18 protein-coding genes and 1 tRNA gene are annotated in these 19974 nt (G+C 61.2%); 15 read left to right on the top strand and 4 right to left on the bottom strand.

All coding sequences use genetic code 11. The features are described 5' to 3' along the window. Nucleotides 1–205 precede the first annotated feature (205 nt). From FO488_RS07580 to FO488_RS07545, 9 genes are all read left to right on the top strand, one after another. Nucleotides 206–1702: a hypothetical protein gene (locus FO488_RS07580; RefSeq protein ID WP_149210000.1), complete on the top strand. Its 1497-nt coding sequence runs from the start codon at nucleotides 206–208 to the stop codon at nucleotides 1700–1702. 107 nt (nucleotides 1703–1809) lie between these two features. Continuing rightward, a complete protein-coding gene (locus tag FO488_RS07575; protein ID WP_149209999.1) occupies nucleotides 1810–3345 on the top strand; it encodes a LysM domain-containing protein in 1536 nt (511 codons plus the stop codon). Between the two features lie 14 nt (nucleotides 3346–3359). After that, nucleotides 3360–5297: a GspE/PulE family protein gene (locus tag FO488_RS07570; RefSeq protein ID WP_149209998.1), complete on the top strand. Its 1938-nt coding sequence runs from the start codon at nucleotides 3360–3362 to the stop codon at nucleotides 5295–5297. Nucleotides 5298–5419: 122 nt separating this feature from the next. Then, the gene (gene ispE / locus FO488_RS07565; RefSeq protein WP_149209997.1) at nucleotides 5420–6262 is read left to right on the top strand and encodes a 4-(cytidine 5'-diphospho)-2-C-methyl-D-erythritol kinase; all 843 of its coding nucleotides are present in this window, start codon (nucleotides 5420–5422) and stop codon (nucleotides 6260–6262) included. 26 nt (nucleotides 6263–6288) lie between these two features. Further along, nucleotides 6289–6363 (top strand) — tRNA-Gln (locus FO488_RS07560). A gap of 144 nt (nucleotides 6364–6507) precedes the next feature. Further along, complete coding sequence (locus FO488_RS19380; RefSeq protein ID WP_168205937.1) at nucleotides 6508–6663, top strand: hypothetical protein; 156 nt, start codon at nucleotides 6508–6510, stop codon at nucleotides 6661–6663. Between the two features lie 263 nt (nucleotides 6664–6926). Beyond that, nucleotides 6927–8138: a tetratricopeptide repeat protein gene (locus tag FO488_RS07555; protein ID WP_149209996.1), complete on the top strand. Its 1212-nt coding sequence runs from the start codon at nucleotides 6927–6929 to the stop codon at nucleotides 8136–8138. A 373-nt stretch (nucleotides 8139–8511) separates the two neighbouring features. After that, complete coding sequence (locus tag FO488_RS07550; protein ID WP_149209995.1) at nucleotides 8512–9381, top strand: flagellin; 870 nt, start codon at nucleotides 8512–8514, stop codon at nucleotides 9379–9381. A gap of 85 nt (nucleotides 9382–9466) precedes the next feature. Then, nucleotides 9467–9931 (top strand): flagellar biosynthesis repressor FlbT, encoded by a 465-nt coding sequence (locus FO488_RS07545; protein WP_149209994.1) that lies wholly within the window; start codon nucleotides 9467–9469, stop codon nucleotides 9929–9931. 97 nt (nucleotides 9932–10028) lie between these two features. Here the strand turns inward: FO488_RS07545 and flgL are convergent, their stop codons facing one another. The 3 genes from flgL to FO488_RS07530 are packed head-to-tail and all read right to left on the bottom strand — an operon-like array spanning nucleotide 10029 to nucleotide 12829. Then, nucleotides 10029–10943: a flagellar hook-associated protein FlgL gene (gene flgL, locus FO488_RS07540; RefSeq protein WP_149209993.1), complete on the bottom strand. Its 915-nt coding sequence runs from the start codon at nucleotides 10941–10943 to the stop codon at nucleotides 10029–10031. A gap of 12 nt (nucleotides 10944–10955) precedes the next feature. Next, on the bottom strand, nucleotides 10956–12341 hold the full coding sequence (gene flgK / locus FO488_RS07535) for a flagellar hook-associated protein FlgK (protein WP_149209992.1): 1386 nt from the start codon (nucleotides 12339–12341) through the stop codon (nucleotides 10956–10958). A gap of 2 nt (nucleotides 12342–12343) precedes the next feature. Next, on the bottom strand, nucleotides 12344–12829 hold the full coding sequence (locus tag FO488_RS07530; protein ID WP_149209991.1) for a flagellar protein FlgN: 486 nt from the start codon (nucleotides 12827–12829) through the stop codon (nucleotides 12344–12346). Between the two features lie 136 nt (nucleotides 12830–12965). Here FO488_RS07530 and FO488_RS07525 point away from each other — a divergent pair, with 136 nt between their 5' ends. After that, nucleotides 12966–13193: a hypothetical protein gene (locus tag FO488_RS07525; RefSeq protein WP_149209990.1), complete on the top strand. Its 228-nt coding sequence runs from the start codon at nucleotides 12966–12968 to the stop codon at nucleotides 13191–13193. A gap of 275 nt (nucleotides 13194–13468) precedes the next feature. Here the strand turns inward: FO488_RS07525 and FO488_RS07520 are convergent, their stop codons facing one another. Further along, complete coding sequence (locus FO488_RS07520) at nucleotides 13469–13864, bottom strand: HU family DNA-binding protein (RefSeq protein ID WP_168205936.1); 396 nt, start codon at nucleotides 13862–13864, stop codon at nucleotides 13469–13471. A 408-nt stretch (nucleotides 13865–14272) separates the two neighbouring features. On the opposite strand from FO488_RS07520, the gene FO488_RS07515 reads away from it, so the two are divergent. The 5 genes from FO488_RS07515 to ychF all read left to right on the top strand — a co-directional run bounded on the left by FO488_RS07515 (nucleotide 14273) and on the right by ychF (nucleotide 19871). Further along, nucleotides 14273–16120: a B12-binding domain-containing radical SAM protein gene (locus FO488_RS07515; RefSeq protein ID WP_149209988.1), complete on the top strand. Its 1848-nt coding sequence runs from the start codon at nucleotides 14273–14275 to the stop codon at nucleotides 16118–16120. 197 nt (nucleotides 16121–16317) lie between these two features. Then, the gene (locus tag FO488_RS07510) at nucleotides 16318–17262 is read left to right on the top strand and encodes a ribose-phosphate pyrophosphokinase (RefSeq protein ID WP_149209987.1); all 945 of its coding nucleotides are present in this window, start codon (nucleotides 16318–16320) and stop codon (nucleotides 17260–17262) included. Between the two features lie 111 nt (nucleotides 17263–17373). Then, nucleotides 17374–17973, top strand: coding sequence for a 50S ribosomal protein L25 (locus FO488_RS07505; RefSeq protein WP_149209986.1), 600 nt, complete (start codon nucleotides 17374–17376; stop codon nucleotides 17971–17973). 18 nt (nucleotides 17974–17991) lie between these two features. Then, the gene (pth, locus tag FO488_RS07500) at nucleotides 17992–18573 is read left to right on the top strand and encodes an aminoacyl-tRNA hydrolase (RefSeq protein WP_149209985.1); all 582 of its coding nucleotides are present in this window, start codon (nucleotides 17992–17994) and stop codon (nucleotides 18571–18573) included. 203 nt (nucleotides 18574–18776) lie between these two features. Beyond that, entirely contained in the window at nucleotides 18777–19871 is a 1095-nt protein-coding gene (gene ychF / locus FO488_RS07495; protein WP_149209984.1) for a redox-regulated ATPase YchF, read from the top strand. Nucleotides 19872–19974: the final 103 nt, after the last annotated feature.

Here is a 19974-nt window from a genome sequence, read left to right as displayed (position 1 = left end):
AAGCCCACTTTTCCGAGACGAAGGAAAAACTGCCGCCATCTTCCCGCCTGCCGCTGGCGGCCTGGCCATGTCCGGCGGCAGGAGAGTGGCTTTTACCAAAAAACGACTATTTTCTTTCACCTTAAGTCGTGTTAGTTATGGTAGATTGACAAGCCCCGAGCCGTCATGCGATAAAACAAGACCAATCATGTCGAAAAGGTCACCAATGGTCAGCCTCGTCATCATCTCCAACAGTCCCAAGACGGAATACATCAAGCAGTACCTCCACGCGGCCATCAAGGTCACGATCGATGTGGTGGCCGACATCGATCAGGCGCTGCAGGATATTTTCGTAAAACGCCCGACGGTCGTCTGTATCCAGAACCGGATATCCGGCATCAACGCCGAGGAGATTGCCCGGCACATCCAGATGCTGCTCAGGAACGGAGCGCCCGCCTTTATCCTGATGCACGAAAGCGATGGCGGCGCCCGGCAGGTCACGGGGCTCTTCGAACATCTGCTCGACCTGACCCTGCCCGAGCCGAAACTGGCCGAAGCCTTAGCCGCTGCCCTCCAATCGATCCTCGGCCCCCAATGGGAGCAGATCTGCCGCCCACTCCACGCGCAACAGGACCACCCCCGGGAACCGGCCGGCGCCGCGCCGGCCCCTCCCCGCGAATCAGCGGCTCCAGCAGATGATCCGTTCGTGCTGGTAACGTCGCTGGACGAGTTCATGAACACCATGCCCGGGGCCCGGGACTCGGGACAGGAAAGCGACGTCCCCGTGGCGAGCGCTGTCCCGGTCCGGGAGGCGCCCAGCCCGCCCCCCCGCACCAAGGCGGCATCGTCCCGGCGTTTGGCCGTCCCCGAGACGGCGGCCAACCTGGCAGCCGGCCATGCCCCCCTCGCTCCGGACATGCCCGCGGCACTATCCGCTGCCGGTGGGCCACCGACCCCAGCACCGCCGCCTGCCGCGGTCCGGCCGCCCCACCCTCCTTCCGTACCCAAGACGGCCCGAAGCGGCAACCGTCCGGCGCACACGGCCCTGGCGCCTTCCGCCGCATCGACGCCGGGCGACTTTCGCATCGCGACGCCCGCGATGGCCGATGAGGAGAGCCGGAACGATATCGCCCCTTTCATCGAGGGCTTCGAATTGCCGGGCAGACGGCGGAAACGCTGGGCAGGCATCGCCCTGGCCGTCATGGCGTGTGTCGTTGCCGGAGCATGGTATCTGCTGCGGCCGAATCCGGGGGTCCTGGCTGTTGTGCGCCCCCCTTCCCCCCCTGCTTCCGCGGGGCAGCCCAAACCGGCCCCTGGCCCGGCGGGCGCCCAGACGGCGATTTCCAGCGCGCGCCCTTCCCCGGCCGGCCCGGCTGCTGCGCCGCTGCCGGCGTTCGTCCCGGCCCATGGCCGCGACAGCCGGTATGCCGCCCGGCATCCGGGGTGGGAACGCTATGCGGGACCGCATTACGAATGCCGGATATTCCGGGAAAAGGACCGCATCAAGGCGGTCCAGGTCCTGGCGGTCAAAGCGCCGCGCCTCGACGAGGCATTGTTGAAGACGGTGCTGACGGAACTGGCCGGCAGCGGCACCTACCGGGTGACCTCCCGTGAGCGTGTCGCCGGGTACGAGGTCGAGCGCGGCCAGGCGGACGGCGGGGCCGACCTGCTGCTCTACCGGAGAGGCGCGAAACTGAACGCCATCGTCGTATCGCTGAACTAGCCGCCGGAAGCACCGGTTGCGGACCTTTTTCATCACTGTGCGGGAATATTATTTTATCGGCCCCGCCCCGTAAAGGGCGCCTTATTCGGGCCGACCATGGAGATGCAATGTTCTCATGTACCTGTACTCGCAGCACCCTGGTTTTCCTGTTCGCCATTGCCGCTTCGGCGCCCGCGCACCTGCTGCATGCCGCCATGGATCCCCGTTTCGAGCTGAGTCCCAAAGCCCTTGAGGAGGCGTCGGCACCCAAGGAGGCAGGCAGGACCGGCAAGCACGCCGCCCGTCATCGCCCTCGTCCCGGAGGCGGGCACGTGCCGCACAACGGCACGACCTACGTCATCAAGGCCGGCGACAACCTGCACAAGATCCTGGTGCGCAGTTTCGGCGTCACCGTCAACCAGGCCGAGGCGCTGATCGGCGAGATCTGCCGCAGGAACAACATCGGCGACATCAGGCGCCTGAAGGTCGGCCAGCGCATCGAGATTCCCGCTGTGGGCAGCACGGCGAAAGATTCGGGCGCGACAGGGGCGGACCGCGGGCCCGGCGCACCTGCCCTGCCGGTGGCGGGGAAGACCTTTAGCCTGCCGATGCCATCTCCGGCGGCACGCGACGAGGAGGAAACCCTGCGGCGGATCAAGGGTGCATGGGACAGGATCGTACCCCCCCAAAGCGACCTGGCCAAGCCGCTCACGCTCCATTCCCCCCACTTCACCCTGACCCTCGATCCCCAGCGCTACCCCATGTTTGCCGCCATGGACGGCGGCCGGATCGTGGTTGACCGTACCAACGGCATCCCGCCTTTGATCAGGACGCTGATAGAGGAAAAGGAGCCATCGGTCAGGATCGTCTCGGAAACGCCGGCGAACGCCGGGCAGCTTTGGGCCGCCATGCTTGAAGCGGGCGGCTTTTACTCGGTGGAGGAGAACTTCGACCTGGAGTTCGGCGCCGACCCGAAACTGACCGTCCACTCGGATTTCAAGATCGAAAAGACTGCCGACAGCCTGGTCAACCAGGATGCGGTTCTGCTGAACAACGCACGGCAGCCCTTGTCGCCCGCCGTGCGGGGGCTCCTCAGGAGCGAGGGCTTTACGGTCTTCGAGCCCTTTGCCGCGCCCCGCCCCCTCATTGTGCGGCCGGCGCGCATCATCAGACAGGTGGGCGGTTTGCCCCAGCCGGAGCTGGTGGATGCCGTCCTGGCGGCGCTGGCGGTGGCGCCCGAGCGGGACCGCAGCCTGGACGTATTCGGGGCGGACAACAGCGGCATCTCGCTGTCCGTCAGGGCCGACAGGTCGTTCGTCCGCGGCGGCCAGAGGTATGTGATCAACCGTTTTGACGGCGATGCGGTCACCTACACCCTTTTCCGTCTCCTGGAGGCCAAGGGATACCGCGTCATCACCCTGGACCGGCAGGACGACTTCCGCAGGAGCACGGAGAAGATCCTTGCCGGGATGAAGATCCGGGGCAGCTACGACCGGCATGACCTGATCCGCGAGGAAGGGCTCCCCTACTCGGTGCAGATGTCGGGGTTCTGGCTGGACGACCCATCCCTGCCCGGCGGCAGCCTGTTTCTCACCGATCTCGCCGTTGACCGGGTCGTGCGCTCCCTTCTTCTGGAGCACGGCTTCGACATCCCAACACGATAGAGGCGCCAGCACCCATGATCGTAAAAAAAGTCGGCGAGATACTGATCGAGCAGGAGCTGATCACCCAGGAACAGTTGCAGCAGGCGCTGGAACTGCAGAAAAACATTCCGGACCAGACCATCGGCCAACTGCTCTGCAAACTCGGCTTTATCCGGGAAAGCGATCTGCGCTTCGTGCTCGACCAGAAAAACAAGCGCCTGGAACTGGCCGAAATCCTCATCAGAGACGGCCGGGTGGATCAGCAGAAGATGCGGCACGCCCGCGAGATAGCCCGGCAGTACGACATCTCCCTGGAAAAGGCGCTGATCAAGCTGCGCTATGCGGACGAGGAGCAGCTTGCCCAGGCGGTGGCGCTGCAGTACGACCTGCCCTATGTCTCCATCAACTGCCAGGATCTGGATCTGGTCCTCTCCCAGTACATCAGCGTCGTTTATGCCCAGAAACACCGCATCGCCCCCATCTCCAAGATCGGCAACACCCTGACACTGGCCATGGACACCCCCCTCCGGCAGATCGACATCAGGGAACTGGAGGACAGCATCCGCCTGCGGATCATCGCCGTCATCGCCACCGAAAGCGATATCCGCGCGGCCCATCGCCATCTTTACAACATAACCGGCAATGCTGTTGCCACCAGTGCCAGCGACGAGGTAAACCTGGACATCCTGCCGGACAGCATCGTCGATCTGCTCAGCAAGACCGCCCTCGGCGACGAACCGGACATCGAGGAGGAAACCCGAAAAGTCACCGAGAAGGACAGCGTCATCGTCAAGCTGGTCAACAAGATCATCTACGACGCCTACGCCAGCAAATCCTCCGACATCCACATCGAACCCTATCCCGGCAAGAAGGACGTGGTGGTGCGCACCCGCGTCGACGGCCAGTGCGCCGTCTACCAGAAGATCCCCTACAAATACAAGTTCGCCCTCCCCTCCCGCATCAAGATCATGGCGGACCTGGATATCGCCGAACGTCGCAAGCCCCAGGACGGCAAGATCGAATTCAAGAAGTTCGGGCCGTTGGACATCGAGTTGCGCGTGGCCACCATGCCGACCGTCGGCGGGCTGGAGGACATCGTCATCCGCGTCCTCTCCAGCGGCGAGCCGATCAGCTTCGACAACCTGGGATTGACCGAGCGCAACCGGCGTGTCTTCGAGGAGGCGCTCAAGACCCCCCACGGCCTGGTGCTGGTCGTAGGTCCCACCGGCTCGGGCAAGACCACCACCCTGCATTCGGCCCTGGCCACGATCAACCAGCCGACCCGCAAGATCTGGACGGCCGAAGATCCGGTGGAGATCACCCAGGCCGGCCTGCGCCAGGTGCAGGTCAACCCGCGCATCGGCTTCACCTTTGCCACGGCCCTGCGCTCCTTCCTGCGGCTCGACCCGGATGTGATCATGGTCGGCGAGATGCGCGACGAGGAAACGGCCGGCATAGCCGTGGAGGCATCCCTGACCGGCCACCTGGTCTTTTCCACCCTGCACACCAATTCAGCGCCCGAGACGGTCACCCGGCTCCTGGAGATGGGACTCGACCCCTACAGTTTCTCCGACTCCCTGCTCTGCGTCCTGGCCCAGCGCCTGGCCCGCCGGCTCTGCCCCGATTGCCGGGAGAACTATCGCCCCCTGGAATCGGAAGTCGATGAGCTCATCGCCGAGTACGGCGAAGAGGATTTCGCCTTGGCCGGTTTGAAGCGGGAGGGGCTGTCCCTTTACCGGGCCGTGGGATGCGAGCGGTGCGGCCATAGCGGGTATCGCGGCAGACTCGGCATCCACGAGGTACTGGATTGCACCCCCGCGCTGAAGGGCCTGATCAAGCGCCGGGCCCATACGGAGTCCGTTTGCGAGCAAGGGGTGCTGGACGGCATGTCCAGCCTCAAGCAGGACGGCATCATCAAGGTGCTGCAGGGGTTGACCGATATCCACGAGGTCCGGCGGGTCTGTATCAAATAGGCGGACGAAAGCGTGCCGCACGCCACTTTGGGCTTGCCTTTAGGGGGCTCTTGCGTTAAGTAAATATTCCCGATTTTCAACCGGCATAACCGCGGGGTACGCCCCGCAACCATGGAGTGCGTGTGAAGAGCCTGACGTTACAAGCCCCAGCCAAGGTCAACTACCGCCTGGACGTGATCCGGCGCCGTCCCGATGGCTACCACGATCTGCGCATGGTCATGCAGCGGGTCAACCTGTGCGATGCCATCACCATTACCCTGACCGGGACTCCCGGCATCCTCGTAACCTGCGGCAAGAACGGCGTACCCGACGGCCCGGGCAACATCGCCTGGAAGGCGGCCAAGGCCCTGCTCGACCTGGCGGACCCGGGAGAGGGAGCGGTCATCGACATCGCCAAGAACATCCCGGTTGCGGCCGGGCTGGGCGGAGGCAGCAGCGATGCCGCCACGGTGCTCATGGGCATGAACGAGCTCCTGGGCCTGGGGCTTTCGGAACAGCGCCTCATGGAAATCGGCCTTACCTTGGGCGCCGACGTGCCCTTCTTCATCTTCCAGAAACCGGCCCTGGCGGAGGGCGTCGGCGAGCAGCTCACCCCCATGCCGGCCATGCCGGCCGCCTGGGTGTTGCTGGTCAACCCCGGCGTGCATGTTTCCACGGCCTGGGTTTATCGAAGTTTACAGTTGACAAACCGGGAAGGTCTGGCTAAACTCCCCGAGCTTTTCCGGAGTATGGAGGATGTCTGCTCGATCCTTTCCAACGACCTGGAATCGGTAACCATACCCGCTTTCCCCGTGATTGCCGAGATCAGGGAGGCCATGCTCCGCGAAGGTGCGGCAGGGGCCATGATGTCCGGCAGCGGCCCGACGGTCTTCGGCCTCTTCGGGGACCGGGAAAGCGCCGAGCGGGCCCGCACCGTCCTGACCGACGGCACCGGCTGGTTTGCCGCCGTTGCCGAGACCATCTGATACGATTCATCCAGCCATAGTTTTATTGGGGCGTCGCCAAGCGGTAAGGCACCGGATTTTGATTCCGGCATTCCCAGGTTCGATCCCTGGCGCCCCAGCCAATAAATATGCGGCTTTGCAGAGATTGCAAAGCCGTTTTTTTGTACCAAAATTCGGGAATTAAAAAGCCGCTCATTCCCCCCAAAAAGGTTTATCATAGGGGTACGTGGTAAGATAGACAATCGTCCCGAAAGGGGGATCAGGTCATGGCAAGCAAAAGTGCGAAGATATGCGCCGTTACCGACAGCCGCCAACGCGCCAAACTGAGCAGCGAACCTGCATTCTATTGCTCCCGGTGCGGGGCCAAAACCCATAGCAGCGCCAGCGTCTGCGAACCGGTGCCGTTCGAACCGGATCATTGAATCTCCGGGCATCGGATGCCCCGTGGAATATACGTCATAAAAACGGGCAAAAAGGCATTTCCATCGACTGATGGAGGTGCCTTTTTTGCCGCACGCCCCCCAGCCCCACCCAGGAACGCCACGTTTCCTTATTTAAGCCACATTTCCTCCTCATTTACAGTCGATATAGAAGCAAATGTGTCGCCATTCGCCACAAATGCGACTCAATCAACCGACAGTGCAAACAATGCGCACAACCACACACAGGGGAAGGAGTTTCTGCTATGGCATCGGTCATCGGTTCTGACAGCCTCAGCTCCATATTTGCCGCCATGGTGGACACGACGAATCGCCAGAGCGCCTCCAATACGGCGCTGAACAACGGCCTGACCTTCTATCAGAACGGCAAATACCAGCAGGCGGTCAACTCCTTCAGGATGGCCATCTCCTACAACGCCGACAACGGCACGGGAAACAACAAGACCGCCTATAACTATCTGGCCAAAGCCTATGCGGCCCTGGGCAAGGACAAGGAGGCGATTGCCGCCTATAAGCAGTCGCTCAAGCTGGACAACACCCAGGACGACATTCACGTGGCCCTGGCCAATATCTATATACAGGACAACCAGAACGACGCCGCCGAAAAGGAACTGAAGGCGGCCATGAACGCCGATCCCTCGAATGTCGTGGCACCCTATACCCTCGGGCAGCTCCTCACCAAGGAAGGCAAACCGCAAGAGGCTGAAACCTACTTCAGGACGACCATCAAGCTGTCGCCCGAGGACGGCAACGCCTACTACGGTTTGGGCCTGAGCCTTAACGAACAGGGGAAGTCAAGCGACGCCATCCCGGTACTGCAAAAGGCCATTGAACTTAAATCCGGCTTTGCCGCCGCAATCTACGAACTGGGCAACGCCTACTACAAAAACGGCCAGAAAGACCAGGTGGAAGCCCAGATTACGGCATTGACCAATCTGGATACGACCGAGGCGACCACCTATGCCACCGATCTCGAAAACATGGTCAGCCAGCCCAAGATCACCGCCATAGACACATCGAAAAGCACCCTCAACACAACCCTCGGCGCGGTGCCGCTTCTGGCCATCGACACGGATTTCGTTCAGCCGGACGCCGCCAAAGAGGTCTCGGTGACCTTTCTGTTCGACTCCGAGATGGACGCCGGCTCGGTCATGGACATCAGCAACTGGAGCATCACCAAGGCCCGGGGGGCGACCATCAACAAGGATACCGGGCTGTACGACAACGGCGCCTATCGCTCCACGGATACCGTCGTCTCGCCCCTGCCCACCCGGGTTATGTACGACGCGACCACCCAGGAGGCAACGATCTTCTTTTCCATCAGGCAGAACAGCACGTCGACGGGAACCATCGATACCTCCCGGATCGTCTTCAGCTTCAACGGCACGGACAGCAGCGGCAAGACCATGGACCCCAGCGCCAACCAGATAGACGGCTTTGCCGGGGAGGGATTTTAGCTTCATGACGATGTCGCACCATCGCACGGCCGGCATCCCGAAATGTGCAAAAAATGGCGGCTCGGCCCGCGCCTTGGTTCACGATCCTCCCGAATATCGCAACGCTGTTCGAGATTGTTTCACGTTTCCTTATTTTGGCCACATTTCCTCCTCATTTAGGGCCGATAGATACTGAAAATGCCAATGGGACTTCATGTTCTCTACGGATGCCGGGAGCCCGAAAGCCACCTTTTTCCGGTGTCGATCCGGTTATCCCATTCTATCGCGAAAGGGGGTGAAGAACAGGCCGTACCGGCACGACGCAGAACAACCGGATTCAATCCGCACCACGCGGTAAGAATTACCGCACACACCCTAGAAAGGAGTAGTAACCATGGCAATCAATGACATTTCCCTCACCAGCGGCATGCGCAACAACCTGCTGTCCCTCCAGGACACCACCAAACTGATCAGCAGGACCCAGACCAGGCTGTCCACCGGCAAACAGGTCAACACCGCTCTCGACAACCCGACCAACTTCTTTGCCGCCCAGACCGCTACCGCCCGCGCCACCGACCTGTCGTCCCGCAAGGACGGCATGAGCGAGGCCGTGCAGATGGTTTCCGCCGCCAACGCAGGCATCACCGGCATCACCTCCCTGATCGAGTCCGCCCAGGGTGTCGCCCAGGCCGCATTGGCAACCAGCAACGTTACCGACCGCAACACCTACGCAACCACCTTCAACACCCTGATGACCCAGATCACCGAGTTGGCCAGCGACTCCGGCTACCGCGGCACCAACTTCCTCAACGGCCAGAACCAGACCGTTGAATTCGCCCCCGCCACCGCCGCCGCCACCCTGCAGATCAAGGGCTTCGACGCCACGGCAACCGGCCTGGGCCTGAGCACCGCTTCCGCCACCAGCGGCGGCACCGCCGTCAGCGGCGACCTCGACTGGGGCAATACGGACGCAACCGCCGGCACCAGCAACATCCAGTCTTCGGCCACCCAGCTCGAAAATGCACTCAACACCCTGCGCAGCCAGTCGTCTTCGCTGTCCGCCAACCTGAGCGTTGTCACCACCCGTCAGACCTTCACCGACAACATGGTCAACACGCTCCAGACCGGCGCCGACAACCTGACCCTGGCCGACACCAACCAGGAAGGCGCCAACCTGCTGATGCTGCAGACCCGCCAGAGCCTGGGCATCACGTCGCTCAGCCTCGCTTCCCAGGCAGCACAGGCTGTCCTGAAACTGTTCTAAAAGGTACCTCGATACAAAAAGAATGGAGGGGAGAGAATCTCCCCTCCATCCGTAATTTCACACAACGACCACACGGGGCGAATCGATGTCGCTGAAACTCCATCTCAAGCCGTATGAAAAGATCATCCTGGGCGGGGCCGTCATCAAATGCGGCGGTACACCGGTCAACTTCATCGTGGAGAACAACAGCGTCGCCATACTCCGCCAGAAAGACATCATGACGGAGGCCGGCGCCACGACCCCGGCGCGCCGGATCTACTTCATCCTGCAACTCATGTACATCGATAACGATGCCCGCAGCCCGAAATACCTGGAGGCGTTTGCGGAGTTGGAGCAGGAGATGGCCGCGGCCGCTCCCAGCAGCCGGCGCTATTTTGTCGAGATCAGGGATTGCATTGCATCAGGCAGGCTTTACAAGGCGTTGAAGACGGCCCAGGAACTGATCGGCTATGAAGGACAACTCGTGGCACAGGCAGACAAAGGCTTGACTACCCCCGCCTCCCATCAACCGGCATTCGGCGCACCGCTCGCTTCGGCAGTTTCCCCGTAGGTTCAGCTTTCTCCGGCATTCATGCGGCCTCGCCAGAAACGCCGAGGCCGGGCCTTGCGTTTCTCACCAACACCACAATCAGGGCAGCACCGAGCAGTTACAGGTAATCCAGGAGCGACAGGGAAGATATCTTGGCCGTTGCGGCCAGGGCCGCTTCGTATGCGCTCTGTTGCTGGCTCAACTGGACGCCCACCGTCGTCAGATCCACGTTCTGGATGTCGCTGACGACGTTTTCCAGGGTGTTCTTGCTATTGGTGTTCATGGTGGCCATCGTTTCGAGGCGTTTCATCCGGGCGGCCACATCGATCTGGGCATTGTTGATCTGGGAGGCCCCGGCCTCCAAATCCTTGGCCCCCTGCTGGATGGCCGTGGCATCGCTCGCGGTGGTGCTGTCCCCCACGGCGCTGATCAGGTTGTCCAGCGTTTGCAGAATATCCGTCGAGCCGTAGCTGGGATTGGAACCGGCCCCCTTCAGGAGGCGATCTCCCGTCACCGTCAGGCTCTGGTATGAGTTCTCGGCGATCTCCACCTGGGACTGGTTGCCGTCCCCGCCGTAGGAGTTGCTCGTGTAACTGAACGGCGCCGTTGAATTGCTGGTGCCGCCGAACACGTAGGTATTATCGCCCGACTGGGTATTGGCATAATCGATGATCTGCTTTTTCAGGGAAACCAACTGGTCATGGACGCTCTGCCGTTCCGTTGCGCTGTCGCTGCCGTCGGAAATGGAAGCGACGAGTTCCTTGGCCTGGGAAATGGTGTCCGAGATTCCGGTCAGGGCGTTATTCGTGATGGTAAGGAAGGTGGTGGCCTTGGTTATGTTGGTGGAGTACTTGTCGATGGCCTTGAGCGTATCGCCGATATTGAGCAGGGTGCTCGTGGCCGTGGGGTCGTCGCTCGGCCGGTTGACATTCTGCTCCGATGTCGTCAACTCGGTCAGCCTGTTGAAGGTCGCCTGCCCCTTCTGCAAATTGTAGATTGAATTGATAGCCGACGTGTTCGACGAAATTCTCATGACATTCCCTTCCTACCGGATGAGTCCCAAAACCGTATCCATCATATCGGATACCGTCGTGATCAACTTGGCCGAAGCCGCATACGATTTCTGGTACTTGGTGAGATTGATCAGCTCTTCGTCCAGGGATACGCCCGAGTTCGATTCGCGCAGCGTGCTCAACTGGGTGGTATAGGCTTCGTCCTGGGTGACGTTGTTCTTGCTGTTCTGCACATCCTGGCCGACCTGGGTGACCAGGTTGTTGTAATAACCGCCGAAGGTCGAACCGGACATGGCCGAGGTATCGTTGGCCAGGTCCGCAAGCAGCAGGGCATTGCCGCTGTCCCCTTTCGCGGAGGCGCTCGACGAAGCGGCAATCTGGTCCGTGCTGGTTATGGCTGCGTTGACGGCAATGGTCGCCCCGCTCGTTGCGGGGCTGAACAGGGCGATCCCGGCCGCGCCGGTCAGGTCGTAGCCGGCCTGCTGCTGGGCATTGACCGCCGTGGCGATGCCGGTCGCCAAGGCGTCGATCTTGCTCTGGTACTCCGGTAGTATGGAGTCGCGCAGGTCGATGGTTGCGCCGAGCTTGCCCGATGCCGGCGTGACCTGGACGGCAGCGGTGTCCCCGGCTGCGGTCAGGCTGACATCGTAGAGCCCGGTTGCGGCATTGGTGACCAGGGAAAACGAACCGGCCTTGGTCCCGCTCACCAGGGCTGCGCCGCTATCGGCAAAGTTCACATCCGTGGTGCCGTCGCTGTTTTCCGTATAGGTAATCCCGATCTGCTGGGAAAGATCCTGAATCTTCTGATCCCGCTGGTCCTTCAGCTCGTTGGCGTTGCCGCCGGCCTGCTCGATGGTCCTGATCTGGCCGTTGAGGTCGGCGATACTCGTCAGATTCTGATTGATGCTGTCCGTCAACGTCACCAGGGAGGTATTTTCCCCCGTGATGCTGTCCGAAAGGGTCTTGCTGACGGAATTGAAGTTGTCCACCAGGTTCTGGGCGGCGGTCAGAACCGATTGCCGCTCGGCCGTGCCGGTGGGGTTGTTGGTCAGATCCTGCCATGACCCGAAAAAGTCGCTGATCGCCGCCCCCAACCCGTCGGTGGAGACCTCATTGAAGGAGGGTTCAACCGCCTGGAGCGCGGTATACGTGGTGGTGTCGTATCCCTGCTCGGTCTGGGCGCCCACGATCTCACTCTGCAGCAGGGCATCGTAAGAGCGCGCTATGGAAGCGACGCTCACGCCGTTCCCCAAGGACAGGCCGCTCGTGGTTGTCTGGGGGGCCGTTTCGAGCTCCGCCGTCTGGCGGGAATAGCCGGCGGTATTGACATTGGCGATATTTTCACCGGTTACGTCAATGGCGGTCTGGTACGCACCGAGACCACTCCTTCCTATTTGCAGCGCCGAACTAAGGCTCATATTCATGCCTCCCTATTGATCATGACCGCCACGGACGATCTCTGCTGATAGCCCCCCGATGCACCGTAGACGCTCGACCGGTTGATCTGGCGGCTCAGATGGCCGAGCGTCATGCTCGCAGTCCTGGCGAAACGTTCCGAAATCGTGCTGTTCACGGCGGCGGTGTCCTGGACGCGCTGCGCCGCCACGGTGAGCTTGTGGCGCAACCGGACGAGGTCCCCCTTGTGGCCCATGGCAGCGGCGATGCTCCCCAGCGTGACGCCCGATGCCAGCCCCTGCTCCGACGCAATCATGGCGATCATGCGGCGCAGCGAACCGTTATGGGCCTCGACGCGCTCCGCAAGATCCTTCTTCTGCCGATTCACGTCCTCCATGGCATCAAGATTCATCCGGGCGAGTTCATCGGTTTCCTGCTCAAGGAGGGCGTGCAGTTCCTCAAACAGCTGCAGCTGCTGCACCAGGGTTTCTTCGAGTAATTTCGTCTCCATGACCTTACGACCCCTTCACGCTCATGACATCGGGAGACGCTCATACGTCTCCGGGCTCACAGTACGGCTGTTGCTGTCAGGGCGAGGGTAATTGTAAAATATGGAAGAAATGCGAAGGAAATAAGGAAATGCGGTGATGAAAGAAGGGGCCGATGCAGTATTTTCAGCTATTCGCGGGTTTTTTGTCGGCGTTTATGTGGAGCTGGCAATGGAGACATTTGCGCAAATAGAGCAGGGTCATGCCATTGACATGGAAAAGGTTGCCGCAGCGTGGACAGACGCAAACAGCCGACCGGAACATAGCGATGACGAGGATGACGACCCATATCCCGATGGCGGTGCCCATGGTGCGGTAGGTGGGTGAAATCGAATGGATGATCCACATGGCCGGTATGTAGATGGCGACCGTCCCGAAAAAAAAACGGCGCCGCCTGCGAATCCCGGCAAGCCGGGGGCCGAATGTGGTTACGTCGGGAGGGTGTTGCTCGTCCATAGGCTCGTGCCCCTCGTCTGCTGCGGTCGCGGGAAAGAGAACTCCGGGGGAAATTTACTGCAAAGGCCGTTTCCCATGCGAAAACGGCCTTTGCAGAGTGTGGTGCCCGGCCATCGTGGGCCCCCGAAGGCGCCCGCAATGCGGAGCTATTTCTTTTTTGCCTTTTTGGGAGCGGCTTTCTTGGGAGCCGCCGCCTTCTTGGGAGCAGCTTTCTTGGGCGCAGAAGCCTTGAGGTCTTTCAAGGGTTTGCCCGCGGAGAACTTGCCAACGGTCTTGGCCGGAATCTTGAGCGCCTTGCCGGTCTGGGGGTTTCTTCCGGTACGAGCCTTTCGCGTGACCGCACTGAAGGTGCCGAAGCCGATCAGGGTGACCTTCTCGCCACTCCTGAGTGCTGCGGTCGTAGCATCGATGAACCCCTTGAGGGCCTTTTCAGCCTGCGTCTTGGTGATTCCTGCCGCCTCTGCGATCTTTACTGCCAGCTCTGCCTTGGTCATTGTGCTCTCCTTTCGAGCTCTATGAATTAGCCTCCGCAATGAAGGCATCCGTACATGAATCAGAGCATTGCTTCTTGTAGATCAGACGAGATTCTTGCCACGACCGCTTTCAGGTTTATGCGCTACTTCTTGCTATTTTTCATACACATATCACAAACCATTGACAAATTGCCAATAAAAATGCGGCTTGACGACGACTTACGCACATTATTTGCCGGTATACAACAACGCAGACAGGGCAAGCAGAGAGCCGACGACCTCCGGCACGCTTCGCCACATCACGCAAACATATTGATTTTGTTATTGACTTTTACCAAAGACCATAGTAATCCTCACACAGTATCTACCGTGAACGTCATCATGAAGGGTTAGCTTGCCAAGCTAGCCCTTTTTCATTGTTTCGGCCGCACACCGCCGCGTCATACACGAGACGCCCCTTGGAAAGGATTCGCACCAGTGCGCATCACCCTTGTCTCACTTCATACCGCCCCCTCTCCCCAGGCGCTCCCCCTTGCCACCGCCTTTTTGAAAGGCTATGCGGCTGAAACAGGCGTGGCAATCGGCCTGGAGGACTTTTTTGCCGGTGACGACCCCCGCGCATGCGCCCAGAAGCTGCTGGAGAGGCAGCCGGCGGCCATCGGCTTTTCGCTGTATGTGTGGAACCGCGCCGCCTGCCTGGCAATCGCGGCCGAAGTGCGCCGCAGCATGCCCCGGGTGCTGCTCTTCGCCGGCGGACCGGAGGCAACGGCCGACCCCCACGGCGTCCTCGACGGGTCCCCTCTGAACCTGGTCATTACGGGTGAAGGGGAGCAGCCTTTCAGGACCCTCTGTACGCGGCTTGCCGCTGGCGCCCCCCTGGAGGGAATTCCCGGCATACTCCTGCCGGGCGCGGCACCGCGGTTTACCCCCGCCACGCCCCTGCCCGGCCTGGACGCCATCCCCTCCCCCTACCTGGAGGGCATCCTGGATTTCGGCCGTTACCCGGGCATCCTGTGGCAGCTTTCCCGCGGGTGCGGCTTTACCTGCGATTTTTGCTTCGATTCCCGCGGCCAGCACGGCGTGCGGCGTTTTTCCCTGGAGCGGATCGAATCCGAGTTGCGTTGTTTCGCCAAGGGGGGGGTTGCCCAGGTCTTCGTGCTCGACTCCACGTTCAATCAGGATGTGAAAAGGGCCAAGAGCATCCTGAAGCTGATCGGAAAAATCGCGCCCCACATCCATTTCCACTTCGAAGTCCGCAGCGAATTCATCGACCGGGAACTGGCCGATCTCTTCGCCCACATCACCTGTTCACTGCAGATCGGCCTGCAAAGCGCCGACAGCCGCGTCCTGCACGGGGTGGGGCGTTCCTTCCGCCCCGACGACTTTGCCGCCCGGGTCGGGCTGCTCAACGAAAGCGGGGCCACCTTCGGCTTCGACCTCATCTACGGCCTGCCCGGCGACACCCTGGCCGGTTTCCGCCGCAGCCTGGACTTCGCCCTGGCGCTCTACCCCAACCATCTGGACATCTTCCCCCTGGCGGTGCTGCCCGGCACAGCACTTGCCGACCGAAGCGCCGCCATCGGCCTCGACCACCTGCCCCACCCACCCTACACCCTCCTCTCCTCCCCCTCGTTCACGGCCGGCGACATGGCCGAGGCGCAACGCCTGGCAACGGCCTGCGACATCTTCTACACCCGGGGCAAAGCCGTAGCCTGGTTCAACGAGGCGGCCAAGGCACTCAAGGTATCCCCCAGCGGTTTTCTGCACCGGTTCGCCCAATGGCTGCCGACCGTGCACGGCCCGCAGATCGACGAGAAGGACCTGGACGACCGTGCAGTCTGGCGGCTCCAGCGGGACTTTCTGGACAGCGCGTTCCGCAGGCCCGGCCTGAAACGGCTCCTGCCGGTGGTTCTCGACCTCGTGGACTACCACTATCACTATGCCGCCGCGCTCCTGACCCCGCCGGAAAAACGGCCGGGACGGACCACGGACGGGGGGAAGCTCCTGCGTGCCCCCCTGCGGCTGGCGGGATCGGTCCGCCTGGCGGAATTCCACTACGAGATCCTGGAGATACTGGATGCCGGCGTGCCGGACATCCGCCGCCTGGCCGACACCCTGGCTCCGGCCGGTTCCTGTGCCGCCATCTATCCAAGCCGCGACGGCGTCTGCACCGAATCCCTGGCCGAGCCCTATTTCCGCCTCCTGGAACGCCTGAACGGCAGGGACCCGGCCGGGCGCATCGCTGCCGGCCTGGGGCTTGAGGCCGACGAGGCGGCCCGGTTTCTCCTGTTCGCCCTGGCCGAGGGGATCGTATTGCGGGGTTGACCCCCGCCCATGGCAGGACCGATGCGTGTCCGGGCCTGATTTTGGGTCGCCGGCAGGGAATAAGCGATTCATGATCGAAAGAGGTTGCATTTTGGCGGTCGTTTTAGTATATCTTTTATTTCCTTTTTGGAAATTCAGGGATTTCCGCGCGTAAAGCCCGGCATGGTCCTTTTCGGCTGAGAGGCAGACAAACCATTATGCTCGACAAGATCAAAGTCTTTTCCGGCAACTCCAACCCCACCCTTGCCCAGAAAATTTGCGAGGCCCTCAAGGTGCCGCTGGGCGCGGCCCGTGTCCGCAGGTTTTCGGACGGCGAGGTCATGGTTGAAATCAACGAAAACGTCCGTGGCCGCGATGTCTATGTCATCCAGTCCACCTGTGCCCCGACCAACGACAACCTGATGGAACTGCTGGTCATGACCGACGCCCTCAAACGGGCCTCTGCCGCGACCATCACCGCCGTGGTTCCCTATTACGGCTACGCCCGCCAGGACCGCAAGGCGGCGCCGCGCACCCCGATCACCGCCAAACTGGTGGCCGACCTGATCACCACGGCCGGGATCGACCGGGTGGTGACGGTTGACCTGCATGCCGGCCAGATCCAGGGATTCTTTGATATCCCGGTGGACAACCTCTATGCTGCGCCCGTCATCCTCAACCATCTGAAGAACCGTTTCGACGGCCAGCCGATCGTGATGGTAACCCCGGATGCGGGCGGCACCGAACGCGCCCGGGCCTTCGCCAAACGGCTCGAATGCTCCCTGGCGGTGATCGACAAACGCCGCACCGGCCCCAACGTTGCCGAGGTCATGCACCTGATCGGCGATGTGCGCGGCAAGATCGCCATCATCCTGGACGACATGATCGACACCGCCGGAACGCTGACCCAGGCGGCCAAGGCGCTCAAGGACAACGGCGCCACCGCCGTCTATGCCTGCGCCACCCATGGCGTGCTCTCCGGTCCGGCCATCGAACGCATCAACAACTCGGAGATCGCCGAGGTCGTATTGACCGATACCCTCCCTCTGGGAGACAAGGAAAGCATGACATCGAAGATCACGACGCTGTCCGTGTCGGGGCTTCTGGCGGAGGCGATCCGCCGCATCCATGAGGAAGAATCCGTCAGCTCACTCTTTGTATAGTGGTATAGTATTCTGTGCGGCTGCTTCGAATTAAGGGTTCTGAACAATAAGGACATATTTTTATAACTGTACAGGGTGGGGCCCGCCCCATCACTACATGGGAGGAACAGTATGCAACAGAAACAGATGAACATCGAGCTGAGATCGAAGACCGGCAAGGGCATCAGCCGCCAGTTGAGGAATGCCGACATGGTCCCCGGCGTCGTGTACGGCAAGGGGATGGATCCGGTTGCGGTAAGCATCAAATATCGCGATCTTCAGAGCGCCCTGGCGGGCGAAGGCGGCCAGAACAACCTGATCACCCTGGTGGGAGGCGGCAGCCTGGACCAGAGCATGGCCATCATTGCCGATATGCAGCGTGACGCCCTCAAGGGCACCTATCGCCACGTTGACCTCCACCGCGTCAACATGAACGAAAAACTCCGCGTCACGGTCCCGGTCACCCTGAAGGGCACCGCCGCCGGGGTCAAGGAAGGCGGCCTGCTGGACCTGGCCCATCACGAACTGCACGTGGAATGTCTGCCGGGCAACATCCCCGACCACATTGAGATCGACATTACCGAGCTGCAGATCGCCCACTCGATCCACATCAGCGAGATTCCCCTTCCGGAAGGGGTCAAACTGCTCGAAAACCCCAAGACCCCCGTGGTCAGCGTCCTCGGCAGGGCCAAGGAAGAAGAAGAGGCCGCCCCCGCCGAACCGGCCGCCTAACCGGATCCGTTTCATCGCATGAAGACATTACTCATAGCGGGGCTGGGCAATCCCGGCCCCACGTATCAATGGACCCGCCACAATGCGGGTTTCCTTTTTTTGGACCGCCTGGCCCACCGGGAAAACATCTCCATAACCCGCAAGACATTTTCAGGGCTCGCGGGCGAATGGAACCACGGCGACAACCGCCTGATCCTGCTCAAGCCCCAGACCTTCATGAACCTCTCGGGAAAGTCGGTCATGCAGGCGCTCCAGTTTTACAAGCTCCCCCTGTCGCACCTGATCGTGGTCCATGACGAACTCGACCTGCCGTTCGGAACGGCGCGCTTCAAACAGGGGGGCGGACATGGCGGCCACAACGGCCTGCGCTCCATCATGGAACAGCTCGGCAAGGGTGATTTCGTCCGGTTGCGTATCGGCATCGGCAAACCGGTCCACGGCGATACGAGCAACTATGTCCTGGGCACCATCCCGCCGGACCAGATGGAGACCCTCCCCAACATCATCGACGGCGGCCTGGACATGCTGGAGATGATGCTGGACGAAGGCCTGCCCAAGGCCATGAGCATGTTCAACAACCGCAACTTTCTGGAAGGCTGAAATCATGACAAGACCTGCCACAGAGACACAGAGACACAGAGAAAAACACAACCGTCTTTTGATAAATAGAAATGGTATTGTTGTTTTTTAGTCTTATCTCTGATTTTGGTTTTCTCTGAGTCTCTGTGTCTCTGTGGCAGATTATGATTTTCAATATTGTGGAAGAATCGACGTTTGAATAGTACTTTATTAAGGGTGAAATCATGGGTTTTAACTGCGGTATCGTCGGGCTGCCCAACGTGGGCAAATCCACCATCTTCAACGCACTGACCTCGGCCGGTGCCGAATCGGCCAACTACCCCTTCTGCACCATCGACCCCAACGTGGGGATCGTCCAGGTGCCCGACCCGCGCATGGATCAGCTCTCGGCCATCGTCAAGCCGCAGAAGATCCAACCGACCACCATCGAGTTCGTGGACATCGCCGGCCTGGTCAAGGGCGCCAGTTCGGGTGAGGGGCTCGGCAACCAGTTCCTGGGGCATATCCGGAGCGTGGACGCCATCGTCCACGTGGTGCGCTGTTTCGACGACGAGAATGTGGTGCATGTCAGCGGCCGCGTCTCGCCGGCCGACGACATCGAGGTGATCAATACCGAGTTGGCCCTGGCCGATCTGGACACGGTGGACAAGAAGATCCTGCGGGCCGACAAGATGGCGCGCAGCGGGGACAAGAAGGCCAAGGACGAGGTTGCCTTCTACCAGCGGGTCAAAGGGCTCCTGGAGCAGGTGAAAAAGCTCCACGGCGTGGCGGAAAATGAGGATGAGCGGCTCTGGCTGCGCGACCTGCACCTTCTGACCGACAAACCGGTACTGTACGTGGCCAACGTGGCCGAGGACGACTTGGGGGGCGAGCACCCCTTTGTGGCCCAGGTCCGGGAGATCGCCGCGGCGGAAAGCGCCGGCTCGGTAGTGATCTGCGGCAAGCTCGAAGCGGAGATCTCGGAACTGGAGGGCGAGGAGAAACAGGCGTTCCTCCACGACATGGGGCTGGCGGAAGCGGGCCTGGACCGCCTGATCCGCAGCGGCTACGAACTCCTGGGACTGATCACCTATTTCACCGCCGGCGTCAAGGAGGTGCGGGCCTGGACCATCGTCAACGGCACCAAGGCCCCCCAGGCTGCCGGCGTGATCCACTCCGACTTTGAAAAGGGGTTTATCCGGGCCGAGGTGATCGCCTACGCCGACTTCCTCTCCTGCAACGGCGAGGCCGGGGCCAAGGAGAAGGGGCTCATGCGCCTGGAGGGCAAGGAATATGTGGTAAAGGACGGGGATGTGATGCATTTCCGCTTCAACGTTTAAAAGGTTGTTGAAAAACAGCCATCTCGCCGCCGTCCTCGAAAGCCCTTTCGTGCGGCGTAGCGCTTGCTACGCCTCCGCAAGACTTTCTCCGGGTGCGACGATC

Source organism: Geobacter sp. FeAm09 (assembly GCF_008330225.1).
Classification (GTDB): Bacteria; Desulfobacterota; Desulfuromonadia; order Geobacterales; family Pseudopelobacteraceae; genus Oryzomonas.
Note: the sequence above shows the minus strand (reverse complement) of the source record. Positions and strands in the feature narration are given on the sequence as shown.